This is a genomic window from Streptomyces sp. NPDC005262 (assembly GCF_042872425.1).
Taxonomy (GTDB): Bacteria; Actinomycetota; Actinomycetes; order Streptomycetales; family Streptomycetaceae; genus Streptomyces.
In genome coordinates this window covers 589589-602779 of the sequence record NZ_JBIAKK010000003.1, presented here as the reverse complement: position 1 = coordinate 602779, position 13191 = coordinate 589589, and the positions used below count along the sequence as shown (strand labels likewise).

Here is a 13191-nt window from a genome sequence, read left to right as displayed (position 1 = left end):
ACGCTCAGTCTTCGGGGGTGGGAATCCGCTGTGCCGAACCACGGATCTTCAGGGTGGGCAGCAGCTCCGTCCTGCGCACCGGGCCGGTGGCGCCGGCGGTCCCGGTCAGCCGGTACAGCAGCAACTCGGCCGCCGCCCGCCCGATCTCCGCCTTCGGTGGAGCCACCGCGGTCAGCGGCGTACTGCCCAGAGCGGCGACCACATCGTCGTACGCCACCACCGAGCAGTCCCGCGGCACCTGGACGCCGCTCTCCGCCATCCGCTGCACCAGCATCAGCGCGTCCACATCGCCGTGCAGCAGGGCCGCCGTGGCGCCCCGTTCGCGCAGCAGCGCGGCCAGGTCGACCGCCGTGGCGTCGCCGTCGGCATCGGGAGCGGGCGCGGCTCCGGCCGGTGCGCCGGGTGTCTGCGGACCGGGGCCGGGCACCGCCGCGGGTGAACTGAGCACCGTCGACCAGTCCTCCACCTCCGGACGGGCTGCCGCGATCTCGGCGAATGCCGTCCTGATGGTGCGCGCCGTCGGACTGTCGTCGCGGGCGGCCAGGACGATACGGCGGTGGCCCAGCGACACCAGATGATCCACGGCCAGATGCGTCCCGTACCAGTGGTCGGAGCAGACGGAGTCCAGGGCGTGCAGCGCACTGCCCGGCCGGGGCCTCCGCTCCATCAGCACGGTCGGCACCCCCACCTCCGCCAGCCAGCCGTAGTCCAGCTCCTCCGAGCGCGCGTTGCGCCACCGGGGGGCGATCAGCAGTCCGCGGGCGCCGTCCGCCAGCGCCCGCTCCACCAGCGGCCGTTCGGCGCCCGCGGACTGCGGCGCGATGTGCAGGGCGATCCGCATCCCGGACTCCTCCAGCACCGTCCGGGCACCGTGCAGCGTCTCGTACAGATACGAATGCCGCTCCGGTACGACGAGGGCCACCGCAGCGCCGTCCCCGGCCGGCTCCTCGGTCCGCGCGGCCGGAACCTTGGTGGGTTCCGGCCGGTCGACCACCGGACGGGCCACCCCGTGCCCGCGCCGCAGCCTCCCCACCCGGGTCAGCTCCTCCACGTCCCGCCGGATCGTGACCACCGAGACATCCAGCTCGGCGGCGAGCACGCTGACCTTGACGGCACCCCGCGACTGCACCACCGACAGGATTCGCTGACGCCTGAGTTCAACCGGCTCCCGCATGCTGTTGGCCCCCTCGCCGTACCGCGCGCATTGTTCGTTTGAACGCTTCGCGTGCGCGCTCGGGTCGCAGCATAGCGATCACCCCCGCATCGTCCATGGCGTCCTCGGCTTCCCTGGCCGAAGATCGTCCCCTGCAGGTCGCCTTGGCCGGGACGATGCCGATCGGGGAGCCGTTCGTCGCCGCCTGCCTCCGGTTTCTGGCCGGGCGGCCGCCGGGCGCGCCTCAGGGGCCGCCGGGGAACGGCCCCTGAGGTGGATCCGCCGACGACCCTACGGTTGTCCCAGCGACAGCCGGTCGAGGTCGGGTGCGGACTCCTCGTCGTTGTAGATCCTGATCGTGTTGGCGCCCGCGGCGAGTGTCACCGGAACGGTGGTCGTCGTCGGGGTGCTGTTCCCGATGCCGCTCACCGCCGCTTCGACCGGCGCCCCGCCGTTGACGCTCACCAGGAACGAACGATCCCCGTTCACCGTGTAGTCGATGAACAGTGTGTACGTGCCGGCCCGGTCCACGGTGACATCCGGGAACCGGACATCGGCAGCCGCGCTGCCCCCGATGTTGCGCACCTTCTCGCCGCCGGAGCAGGGCGAGCAGCCGGTCAGGCCCGCGGTGCCGAGCGTGTTCCGCGAGTCCTCGGCCTCGCGCATGAACACCCGGTCCGCCGGGCGCGGTCGGACGCCGACGCTCTGCGTCACCTCGTGCGGTGTGCCGAGCGTCCGGAAGGCCGCGGTGACGGGCACCGTCGTCGACGCGACATCCGAGCCGGGCGGCGAGGTCAGCGTCCAGCTCGCCTCCAGGGTCTCGCCCAGCCGCATCGACGATGCCGTCGCCGGATCGCCCTCGACCGACCAGCCCGCGGGGACCTTCGGGGCGAGCTGGACGCCGTCGAGCATGTCGTCGGCGTCGAGCCGCAGCTTCGCCGTCACCTCGACCGACTGCTGCCCGGCGCCGACCCACTGCAGCCCGTGCGGCTCGACCGTCATCGTCGTCTTGGGCACGTACGACGTCGGCGGCAGCGGTCCGACGGCGATCCGGTCGAGGCCCGGCCCCCGGGCCTCCCTGCTGAACACCTCGACCGTATTGGCGCCCGCGACCAGCGGCACGGAGACAGCTGTGGACTCCGGCACGTCCGGGTTGCCCGCGGGCACCGCCACATCGATGGCCGGCCCGCCGTTGACCCGCACCGACAACGCGGTCGCGGATCCCGCGGTGTGGTCGAACTGGAGCCGGTAGTTCCCGGCTTCGGCGGCCGTCACGTCGCGGAACGTCACGGAGTTGCGCGCTCCGCCGCCGAACCCGACGAGCCGGGACGAACCCGAGCAGGCCCCGCACGCGGACGTCCGTACGCCGCCGTCCCGGTCGTTGCTCCGCGACTCCGCCTCCAGCGGCACCTGCGCCGAGCCCGACACCGGTGCCCCGTGGGCCACCTTGATCTCGTCGATCCTGAGCCGGCCGAAGAAGTCCGGTGCCTGCGGACCGGCCCAGGTGTTCCGTACGTCGAGCTTCAGGTAGCGGGCAGTGCGGTCACCGATGTCGATGAACTGCACCCCACGGGCGCTCGGCAGGGCTCCGGTACGAACCGCCTTCCAGTGCCTGCCGTCGTCGCTCGTCGAGACCGTGTAGTCCTTGATCCGCGCGGAGTCCTCCGGCCTGCCGAACGTCGACCGGGCGTGTGTCGGTGACCATTCACGCTGGTTGACCGCGAGCGAGCTCGCCTTCCGGCGGCTGCCGAGGTCGATCGTCACGGATGCGGGGAGCTTCCCGTCACTGTCCCAGTAGTTCTCGTGACTTCCGTCGACGACATCGGCGGCCGGGTGTCCGGTGGCCGCGGACGAGGCCGTCGCCCGCAGGGAGTTCTGCGGGTAGTAGGACTGCTGACGGCCGTCCGTCTCGACCTCGAACACCGTGTCGTACGGATCCCAGTCGGCGATCCCGAGGATCGTGAGGTAGCCCCCGGACTGGCTGAACGCCATCGCCTTCCCGGTGCGCACATCGGTCACCTTCGTCGCCCGGTACCCGTTGTCCCGCAGACGCACCAGATCCGTTCGGGGCCGGGTCACCACGTGCACGTACTGGGTCCGCGCCCCGGGCCTGACGGTGACGACACCGTGCGCGCCGTCGTTCCAGAAGCCGGGCTGCATCCCGCCGTACATGTAGCCGCCGCCCTCGGTGCCCTGCAGCGAGGACCGGATCGGGGCGGTCCAGCCGGCCATGAAGTCGTTGTACTCCTGCTGGCTCGGCGGGAACCTGCCGTCCACCATCGCCGTCTCCGCCATCAGCGACTTCATGGACGAGCCCGCGTTGGTGATGTACCGGCCGGTGCTCAGCCGGAAGTCCACCGGGTGGTCCTTGCCGTCGTACCACCAGTCGCCGCTGGTCGGCAGCTTGTAGTCACCCTCGGAGATGCGGGGCATCGGCGTGAACGCGGCCGATGGATAGTCGTACGCCGGAGTCATGCCGGTCTTCTGCTCGTTGCTGACCGTGTCCATGATCGGCGTGTCCTCATTGTTGTTGGTCAACAACCAGGACGGCCGCTTCGCCCGGATCTGCTCGTAGAGGTGATGGTTCTCCCAGTACTCGTTGTCGTTGTCGATCCAGAACCCCGCCAGATCCGGGTAGTTCTCCATCACTTCGAAGAACTGGTCGTAGCTGAACCGGCCGAAGCCCTCGCGCGTCGTCAGGTCGACCTTCTCGCCCTTGTACGCGGAGTACGCGTCCGAGTCGAGCGTCTGCACCCCCGGCACCTCGTTGTGCCACTGCGGATCGTCGGTCATGTACAGCATGACCTTGATGCCCTTGGCCTTGCCCGCGTTCACGAGCTCGCCGAGGAAGTCGCGCTCCGTGGAGCAGCTGCCGGGGATCTTCGAGGGCCACGGCCGCGCATATCCCAGCCTGCTGTGGAAGGTGGCGAGGACGATGTACGAGGCCCCGAGCTTGCGTGCCTCGTCGACCCAGTAGTCGGCGGTCCAGCCGCCCGCGGTGACGTCGTGCTCCCACGCCTTGCAGTCGACATGGCGGGGCGCGGTGAACATGCCCCAGTGGAGGAACAGACCCGCCGTGGAATCGCGCATCCACTGCTGGCGCGGATGCTGGACCTCGGCGGTGGCGGCGGGTGCGCCGAGGAGGGCCGCTGCCATGGCCAGGGCCAGGGACAGACAGAACAGGGTCCATCTGCGCCCCGCCGGTGAGGTGCGCGGTCTGCCCGTCGACCGAAGTGCTGGAGATGTGCGGCTGTGCGGTACGAATGCCATGGCCGTCGCCCTCTCGTCGGGGCCGATGTGGGTGGAGCCACGGTGGCTGCCCACTGAGACATCCGATGCTTGCAACGCCACTATCCGAGGTCAAGACTTCCGACGTGCAACTACCCAGTAGTTATGGCCAATTGGGCCGGTGATGGAGGGAGTCGTGTGACAACACATCGGATGAGTCGGTGCAAAGTCGGGCGTTGAGCAAGGGACGCGATCGCGGCCCGAAAATGGATGCGACTACCATCTGTTCCTGGCATGGACACCCTCACACTCTGGCAACTGGCGGCGCTGGCCGCGGCATCCGCACTCGTAGGCTTCTCCAAGACGGCCGTCAGCGGTGCCAATACGATCAGTCTCGCGGTCTTCGCGGCCGTGCTCCCGGCCCGCGAGTCCACCGGGGTACTGCTCCCGATCCTCATCGCGGGCGACGTGCTCGCCGTCCTCACCTACCGCAGGCATGCGCACTGGCCTACGCTGCTGCGGCTGTTCCCGGCCGTCGCCGTGGGCGTGGTGGCGGGCACGCTCTTCATGATGTGGGCCGACGACGACGCGGTGCGGACGTCGATCGGCGCGATCCTGCTCTTCATGGCAGGCGTCACCGTCTGGCGGCGCCGTTCCGGCGCCGACGGCAAGGAGCCTCCGGAGGAGTCCGGCGGCGCGTCCCGGACGGGCCGGCTCAAGGCCCGTTCGTACGGGGTGCTCGGCGGTTTCACCACCATGGTCGCCAACGCGGGCGGCCCCGTGATGTCGCTCTATCTGCTCTCGGCCGGTTTCCGGAAGCTCGGCTTCCTTGGCACGTCGGCGTGGTTCTTCCTGATCGTCAACACCTCCAAGGTGCCGTTCAGCGTGGGCCTCGGCCTCATCGATGCCCAGTCGCTGCTGCTGGACGCCGCGATGCTGCTGTTCGTCATTCCCGGCGCCTACATCGGTCGCAAGTGCGTGGACCGGATCAACCAGAAGCTCTTCGAACGACTGGTGATCGGCGCGACCGTGCTCGGCGGCCTCCAGCTGCTCGTGGGCTGAGCGCACCCGACGGCACGGCAAGGCCCTCCCGACCCAAGGGTCCAGGAGGGCCTGAAGGGCGCCCGGAGAGGCCGCGACAGCCGTCGCGTCAGACGATGTCCGCCGCGATCTCCGCCTGCTCACGGGCGTTCCCGTACGCGGACGGAGTGCCGTACGAACGGCGCGCGACGAACCACCAGACGGTGGCCAGCACCAGTACCGCCACCAGTGCGATCGAGGCATAGTTCATCGAGTCGATGGTCACCGGCGACGACTGCGGAAGCAGGAACAGTACGGTCGCGATCGCCACCCACACCACCGCGATCCAGCCGATCGGCTTCGACCAGCGGCCCAGGTGCCAGGGGCCGTGCTGGAAGCGGTCGCCCGCGCGCAGCTTCAGGAAGATCGGGATAGCATAGGCGGGCGTGATGCCGATGACGTTGATCGCGGTCACCGCACCGTACGCGGTCGCGGAGTACAGGGACGGAAGCGCGAGCAGGCCGGCGGCGACGACCGACAGCCATACCGCGTTCACGGGCGTCTGGGTGCGGGCGCTCACCTTGCGCCACAGCGCCGAACCCGGCAGCGCGTTGTCCCGGCTGAACGCGAACACCATCCGGCTGGCCGCGGCGACCTCGGCGTTGCCGCAGAACAGCTGGGCCGCGATCACGATCAGCAGCATGGCGGTGGCGCCCGAGGTGCCGAGCGCGTCGATCAGGATCTGGGCAGGCGGTACACCGGTGGCGGTGTCCTGGGTGCCCGCGTAGTCCTGGATCGCGAACGTCAGACCGGCGAGCAGCACGAACCCGGCGATCCAGGAGACCCAGATCGAGCGGACGATGCCGCGGGCCGCCGTCACCGAGGCGTTCGACGTCTCCTCCGACAGGTGGGCGGAGGCGTCGTATCCGCAGAAGGTGTACTGCGCGAGGAGCAGACCGATCGCCGCCACGTAGAGCGGGTTCTGCCATCCCGTGTCATTGACGAACTCGGTGAAGACGAACGACGGCGACTGGTGGTGCGAGGGGACGATCGCCAGCACGGCGACGATCACGGCGACGCCGGCCAGATGCCACCACACGCTGATCGAGTTGAGAACGCTGACGAGGCGGACCCCGAAGAGGTTCAGCACGGCGTGCAGCAGCAGGATGCAGACAAAGATGATCATGGTGTGGCCGGGTGTGGGGTCGAAGCCCCACTGCAGGTTCATCAGTGCACCGGTGAACAGTGCGGCGCCGTAGTCGATGCCCGCGATCGCACCGAGCAGGCCGAGCAGATTCAGCCAGCCGGTGTACCAGCCCCACTTGCGGCCACCGAGTCGGTCCGCCATGTAGTACAGCGCGCCGGACGTCGGGTACGCGCTGGTGACCTCGGCGAGTGCCATGCCGACGCAGAGCACGAACAGGCCGACGCCGGCCCAGCCCCACAGCATCACCGACGGTCCGCCGGTCGACATGCCGAAGCCGTACAGGGTCATGCAGCCGGACAGGATCGAGATGACGGAGAAGCTGATGGCGAAGTTGCCGAAGCCGCCCATGCGGCGGGCCAGCACCGGCTGGTAGCCGAGTTCGCGCAGCCGCTGCTCCTCGTCCTTCTGGGTGTCGGCCTCCGCGCCCGGCTGGGGCGAGGTGGATATGGACATGACAGAAACCTCCATGGGCGGGACGGGGACGGGTCGGTCTGCTGCGGGGTGATGGCTCGGTGGGCTCAGCCGTGCGGTCCGCGTCCCGGTTCGCGTGCTGCGGTGAGGCAGCGGCTCCGGGCGCGCAGGAACACGTCCTCGGCGGCCGAGGGGTCACGGGGGGTGCGGGTGCGGTACGACCAGGGCAGCGTGGTGAAGTACGGCCCGAGTGCCTGGAACACGGGGACCGCGTCGGCGAACCGCAGGGAGCCCCACAGTGCGTGGGCGAGATGATTGACGTCGAGCAGGGACTGTCCGGCCGGATCCGTGCGGTGGAACCAGAGACGCAGAGCCCGCTCGGCGTCCCGTTCGGCGTCCTCGGTGACCCAGTGAAGATCCAGCGCCTTCTCCTGCCCGTGCTCGCGGCGGTAGCGCTCGACCCGCACGTACAGCGGCAGGACATGGAGGGAGGAGCCGTCGGGCGCCGAAGAGGCCGCCCACTGCGCGAAATTGACCGCCTCCGAGAGGGTGCCGCCGGCTTTGCGCGCGTATACGAACTGGAGCATCCGGTGGTAGGCCTCGCGGTTGCCCGGATCGCGCCGGTCGACCTCCGCCAGCAGGCCCCACGGGCCGGGAAAGAGCATCGGCCCCGGCGGATGCAGCCGGTGCTCCTTCAGTCGCTGCTCCTCGTCCAGCTGGGACAGGGCAAGCAGGCACACCCATGGCACCGGGTCGGTCGGGGTGACGTGGGCGGCGGCTCCGCAGGCCTCCCAGGCCTCCTGCCACAGTTCCTGCGCCCGGTGATGGCCTTCGCGATGGGCGCGTACCGTCCGCTCGACGACGACCCGCGCGTGCATCACGGCAGCTGCGACACTCCCGGGCTCCTCGGTCTGCCAGGCCTGTACCGCGTCGGATCCCGCGGCGACCGCTCCGAGTACCTGGGTGCGCTGGGTCCACAGCGCCCAGTCCGGGGTGCTCTCCAGCAGATTGCGCATGGAGACCCAGCGGCCGGTACGCAGGTCCTGTAACGCGGAACGTAACTCGTTGTCGTGTCCGGCGGGGTGATAGACCGGCCGGAAATCACTGTTGGCCATTGGTTCGCCCCGCTCCCGTGCCACAGTGCCGGACGGGGTGGGTCGGAGGTGTTCTCAGCACGTCTCGCCGCCCGGAGGCGGTACGGCCATGCGGAGGCGGAAGAGCCGGTGACCGTGATGTCGGTGCACGGGAAGGCGTGTCGGTCCCATCAATCCTCAAGCACGTGGGGGGTGTAGCAGCTGTTGGAGGACGAACTGCTCATGAATAGCCTGTTGTTGCTCGGCGGCGAGTGTAGAACGCCTGGTGTCGACCGCCTCGCCGATTCGCGGATCTTACTCAAGTCCTTCGAAAAAACGGCTAGTTGACCACCATCCGGTCGCTCCGTAGGGGTGCGGACACTGCTTGACGTACGCGGTGGTCTGCACCACTCTGTGCGTCAGCGACCATTGATCACGATTCCGTTCAAGCCGCAGAGCTTCCGCACAGCTGGAGTGTCGATGACAGGCCCGGTACTCGCCGTGGACCAGGGCACCTCCGGCACCAAGGCGCTGGTGATCTGTCCGGAGCGCGGAGTGATCGGCTCCGGTGCCGCCCCCGTACGGCCGCGGTACGGCGCCGGGGGAGTGGTCGAGGCCGACCCCGTCGAGCTGCTCGCCTCGGTCGTCGACGCCGGACAGCAAGCGGTGCACGAAGCCGGTGAGCCGGTGGCCGCCGTCGGACTGGCGAACCAGGGCGAGACCGTGCTCGCCTGGGATCCCGCGACCGGGCGGCCGCTCACCGAGGCCATCGTCTGGCAGGACCGGCGATCCGCATCGCTGTGCGCAGAACTTGCCGGACACGAAGAGGAGTTGAAACAGCTCACCGGACTGCCGATCGATCCGTACTTCGCTGCGCCGAAGATGGCCTGGATCCGCCGCGAGCTGACCCGCGAGGGCGTCGTCACCACCAGCGACGCCTGGCTTGTCCACCGGTTGACCGGGGCGTTCGTCACGGACGCGGCGACCGCGGGACGAACCCAGCTGCTCGACCTCGACCGGGTCGGCTGGTCACCCGCCGCCCTGGACATCTTCGGCCTCTCCGGTGAACGGCTCCCGTCCGTCGTCGACGCCGCCGGGGCCGTCGGTGCGACGCGCGCCTTCGGCGGTGAACTCCCGCTGACCGGACTGCTCGTCGACCAGCAGGCCGCCCTCCTCGCCCAGGGCGCCCTGGAACCGGGTACCGCCAAGTGCACCTACGGCACCGGCGCCTTCCTCCTCGCCCAGACCGGGCCCACGCCACGCCGCGGCTCCACCGGGCTGGTCAGCTGTGTCGCCTGGCAGCTCGGCGGACGTACCAGCTACTGCCTCGACGGGCAGGTGTACACCGCCGCGTCCGCCGTCCGGTGGCTCACCGACCTCGGAGTGATCTCCGGCGCCGCCGACCTCGACCCGGTCGGCTCCACCGTCCCCGATGCCGGCACGGTCACGTTCGTACCGGCGCTCGCCGGACTTGCCGCACCCTGGTGGCGCAGCGATCTGCGCGGCTCGGTCACCGGGCTCGGCCTGGACACCACGGCGGGGCACCTGGTGCGGGCCCTGTGCGACGGTATCGCCGCGCAGGTCGTCGAACTGGCCGATGCCGTTGCCACCGACCTCGGTGGACCCCTGACCTCGCTCCGCGTCGACGGCGGCCTGACCCGCTCCGCGCTCCTCATGCAGACCCAGGCCGACCTGCTGCAGCGCCCGGTCGAGGTGTCCGCACTGCCGGACGTCACCGCACTCGGCATCGGGGCCGTGGCACGCCTGGGCCTCGACCCGCAGTTGCCGCTCCACCAGGCGGTACCCGCATGGGAGCCGGCCGCCGTGTACGAACCGCGGATCGGCGCGGACGAGGCCGCCGAACGCCTCGCCCGGTTCCGCGCGGCGGTGGAGACCCTGCTGGACCGGGCATGACGGACATCCGCGCCCGGCGCGGCCCGGGAGAGACGACATGACACCGACGATCACCACGACCGGAGTACTGGCCCACAGCCTGCGTGACGGCGACGGGGATGCGACGACGTACGACGTCACCGTCATCGGCGCAGGAGTCGTCGGCACCGCCGTCGCCCGTGAACTGGCCCGCTACCGGCTCCGTACCGCCCTCATCGACGGATCCGACGACGTCGGCAACGGCACGTCGAAGGCCAACACCGCGATCCTGCACACCGGTTTCGACGCCGTTCCCGGTTCGCTGGAGGCCCGCCTCGTACGCGACGGGCAACGCAGACTCGCCGCGTACGCCGCCGCGACCGGCATCCCTGTCGAGCGCGCCGGCGCCCTCCTCGTCGCCTGGGACGAGGAACAGCTCGCCGCGCTCCCCGCCCTGGCGGCCAAGGCGGAACGCAACGCCTACCACGCCGCACGCATCATCGGCGCCGACGAACTGCGTGCCCGCGAACCCCATCTGGGCCCGGGTGCGCTCGGCGCGCTGGAGATCCCCGACGAGAGCATCATCTGTCCCTGGACGACGCCTCTCGCGTACGCCACCCAGGCCGTGCGCGCAGGAGTCCATCTGCACCTCAACTGCCGGGTCCGGCACATCGACAGCGACCAGGACATCCACACCCTCACCACCACGCGCGGCTCGCTGCGCACCCGCTACCTGATCAACGCCGCCGGTCTGTACGCCGATGAACTCGACCGGCAACTCGGCCACGACGCCTTCACCGTCACTCCGCGCCGCGGCCAGCTCATCGTCTTCGACAAGCTCGCCCGCGATCTCGTCGACCACATCCTGCTTCCGGTACCCACCGAGGCCGGCAAGGGCGTCCTGGTGGCACCGACCGTCTTCGGCAACGTCCTGCTCGGGCCGACCGCCGAAGAGCTCGACGACAAGACCGCCACCGGATCCAGCGCCGACGGTCTCGCGCTCCTGCGCGAGAAGGGCCGCCGGATCCTGCCCGGGCTGCTCGACGAGGAGGTCACGGCCGTCTACGCCGGACTGCGCGCCGCCACCGGGCACGAGGACTACCGCATCCGGGCCTACTCCGACCAGCGGTACGTCGCCGTCGGCGGTATCCGTTCCACCGGCCTCACCGCGTCCATGGCCATCGCCGCGTACGTCACCGAACTGCTCGCCGGCACCGGCCTCGACCTCGGTACGCCGACCGAACTGCCGCCGCTGACCATGCCCCAGCTCGGCGAGGCCTTCCCCCGCCCGTACCGGCGCGCGGAGCTGATCGCCGCCGACCCGGCCTACGGCACCCTCGTCTGCCACTGCGAGCGGGTCTCCGCGGGTGAGATCCGGGACGCGCTGACCAGTACGATCCCGGCGCGGTCGAAGGACGGGCTGCGCCGCCGGACCCGGGCCGGCGGCGGACGCTGCCAGGGGTTCTACTGCGGGGCCGCGGTCCGTGCCCTGATCGAGGAGGCCCGGCCATGACCCGGCGCGAGCGGACCGTCGACGTCCTGGTCGTCGGGGCGGGACCGGCCGGTCTCGGTGCCGGGGCCGAACTCGCCGCGTCCGGCGCGGGCCACGTAGAGATCCTGGAGCGCGAACAGGCGGCGGGCGGCATCCCGCGCCACTGCTTCCACGGCGGATTCGGCGCCGGCCGCATCGGGGGAGGGGCCATCGGGCCCGCCTACGCACGGCAGTGTGTGGCCGCTGCCGTCCGGGCCGGAGCCACCCTCCGTACCTCCGTCACCGTCACCGGCTGGGCCGGCCCCCGCACCCTCGACATCACCGGACCCACCGGACTCGAACGCATCACCGCGCGCGCCGTCGTCCTCGCCACCGGTGCGCGCGAACGCCCGCGCAGCGCCCGGCTCGTCCCCGGCACGCGTGCGCCCGGCGTCTACACCACCGGCGAACTCCAGCAGGCGGTCCACCTCTTCCGGCAGCGGATCGGTACGCGAGCGGTCGTCATCGGCAACGAACCCGTCAGTCATGCCGCGGCGGACACGCTGAGGGTGGCCGGCCTCGAGGTGGTCGCCCTGGTCACCGACCAGCCGCCGTCCCGGCTGCCCGCCGCTCCGGTGCGCGGACGGCACCGCACACCGCTCCTCACCGACGCCACCGTCACCGGACTGTCCGGCCGGGAGCGGCTCACCGGGGTCTCACTGCGCCACCGCGACGGCCGGACCACGACCCTGCCCTGCGACACCGTCGTCTTCACCGGGGACTGGATCCCCGACCACGAGCTGGCCCGGCGCGGCGGGGCGACCCTGGACCCCGGCACCCGTGGTCCCGCGTACGACGCCTCCTACCGCACCCGGGCGACCGGCGTCTTCGCCGTCGGTAATCTGCTGCACGCAGTGGAGAGCGCGGGGACCGCGGCCGCCGAGGGCCGGGCCGTGGCCGCTCCCGTACTGCGTCACCTGGCAGCGGATCCCTGGCCGGCCGGCCGTCCGGCGCTCGCCGTCGACGCCCCGCTGGAATGGGTCGCACCGAACCTCGTCACCTTTGACGGCGGCCCGCTCCATGACCGCTTTACCCTGCGCACCGGCCGGCGGCTGCTCCGCCCGTTCCTCGTGGTCGGCCAGGACGGACACGTCCTCCACCGGGAGCTGCTGCTGCCCGTCGTACCGAACCGGTCGTTCCGGCTGCGGGGTGACTGGCTCGACCGGGTGGACCCGCAGGGCGGGACCGTGCGGATCACGGTGCACTGAGCACCCGCCGCGGCGTCAGGGGATCAGCAGCCAGTCCGAACCGATCGCCGCCACCAGGCCGACGGCCAGCAGCCAACTGCCCAGCCGTGTGCGGCCGTTGCGGCTGAGCTCGATCACGATCCCGCACAGGATCAGCGCGAGCCCGTACACCCCGACGACCAGAACGGACGACCGGCTCGCGATCCGCAGCCCGAGAACGACCGCCATCGCCACCATGCCCACCGACGAGAGGGCGATCCGCAGCCGTCTCGCCTGGCGTGGTGTCAGTCTGCGGCCCTCGGCCCCGCCTTCTGCCTCGGTCTCAACCTCGGCCTCGACCTCAGCCTCGACCTCGGCCGCTGTACCGGCGTCGGGGGCGGGTATGGGAGTGTCCACGGACTGGTCCTGGTCAGAAGTGCTCATGACGCGGGATGGTAATGGTTTCGCGGCACCGTGTTCGCCCGTCCGGGCGACGGGAGCCAGAAAACGATCGCAGCCGGCCGGCTCAC

The 13191-nt window shown here is 70.7% G+C and carries 9 protein-coding genes; 4 read left to right on the top strand and 5 right to left on the bottom strand.

Annotation, left to right across the window (positions count from 1 at the left end):
- Positions 1 to 4 precede the first annotated feature (4 nt).
- On the bottom strand, positions 5 to 1174 hold the full coding sequence (locus ACFYP5_RS12690; RefSeq protein ID WP_389034200.1) for a substrate-binding domain-containing protein: 1170 nt from the start codon (positions 1172 to 1174) through the stop codon (positions 5 to 7).
- 270 nt (positions 1175 to 1444) lie between these two features.
- Positions 1445 to 4423, bottom strand: a complete 2979-nt coding sequence (locus ACFYP5_RS12685) for an alpha-L-fucosidase (RefSeq protein WP_389034482.1) — start codon at positions 4421 to 4423, stop codon at positions 1445 to 1447.
- 252 nt (positions 4424 to 4675) lie between these two features.
- On the opposite strand from ACFYP5_RS12685, the gene ACFYP5_RS12680 reads away from it, so the two are divergent.
- Positions 4676 to 5443 (top strand): sulfite exporter TauE/SafE family protein, encoded by a 768-nt coding sequence (locus ACFYP5_RS12680; RefSeq protein ID WP_389034197.1) that lies wholly within the window; start codon positions 4676 to 4678, stop codon positions 5441 to 5443.
- 88 nt (positions 5444 to 5531) lie between these two features.
- On the opposite strand, the gene ACFYP5_RS12675 is transcribed toward ACFYP5_RS12680, so the two are convergent.
- Both ACFYP5_RS12675 and ACFYP5_RS12670 read right to left on the bottom strand, forming a co-directional pair.
- Positions 5532 to 7061 (bottom strand): amino acid permease, encoded by a 1530-nt coding sequence (locus ACFYP5_RS12675; protein ID WP_389034195.1) that lies wholly within the window; start codon positions 7059 to 7061, stop codon positions 5532 to 5534.
- A 65-nt stretch (positions 7062 to 7126) separates the two neighbouring features.
- Entirely contained in the window at positions 7127 to 8134 is a 1008-nt protein-coding gene (locus ACFYP5_RS12670) for a hypothetical protein (protein WP_389034192.1), read from the bottom strand.
- Positions 8135 to 8572: 438 nt separating this feature from the next.
- Between ACFYP5_RS12670 and ACFYP5_RS12665 the strand changes: the two genes are divergently transcribed.
- From ACFYP5_RS12665 to ACFYP5_RS12655, 3 genes are read left to right on the top strand one after another with little or no spacing between them, the layout of a single operon-like run.
- A complete protein-coding gene (locus ACFYP5_RS12665) occupies positions 8573 to 10006 on the top strand; it encodes an FGGY family carbohydrate kinase (RefSeq protein ID WP_389034189.1) in 1434 nt (477 codons plus the stop codon).
- 37 nt (positions 10007 to 10043) lie between these two features.
- Positions 10044 to 11477 (top strand): FAD-dependent oxidoreductase, encoded by a 1434-nt coding sequence (locus ACFYP5_RS12660; RefSeq protein WP_389034187.1) that lies wholly within the window; start codon positions 10044 to 10046, stop codon positions 11475 to 11477.
- Positions 11474 to 12703 carry an FAD-dependent oxidoreductase gene (locus ACFYP5_RS12655; protein WP_389034184.1) on the top strand — a complete coding sequence of 410 codons (1230 nt, stop codon included), beginning with the start codon at positions 11474 to 11476 and terminating at the stop codon, positions 12701 to 12703. The genes ACFYP5_RS12660 and ACFYP5_RS12655 overlap by 4 nt, the downstream gene beginning before the upstream one ends.
- A 15-nt stretch (positions 12704 to 12718) precedes the next feature.
- On the opposite strand, the gene ACFYP5_RS12650 is transcribed toward ACFYP5_RS12655, so the two are convergent.
- The gene (locus ACFYP5_RS12650) at positions 12719 to 13105 is read right to left on the bottom strand and encodes a hypothetical protein (RefSeq protein WP_389034181.1); all 387 of its coding nucleotides are present in this window, start codon (positions 13103 to 13105) and stop codon (positions 12719 to 12721) included.
- Positions 13106 to 13191: the final 86 nt, after the last annotated feature.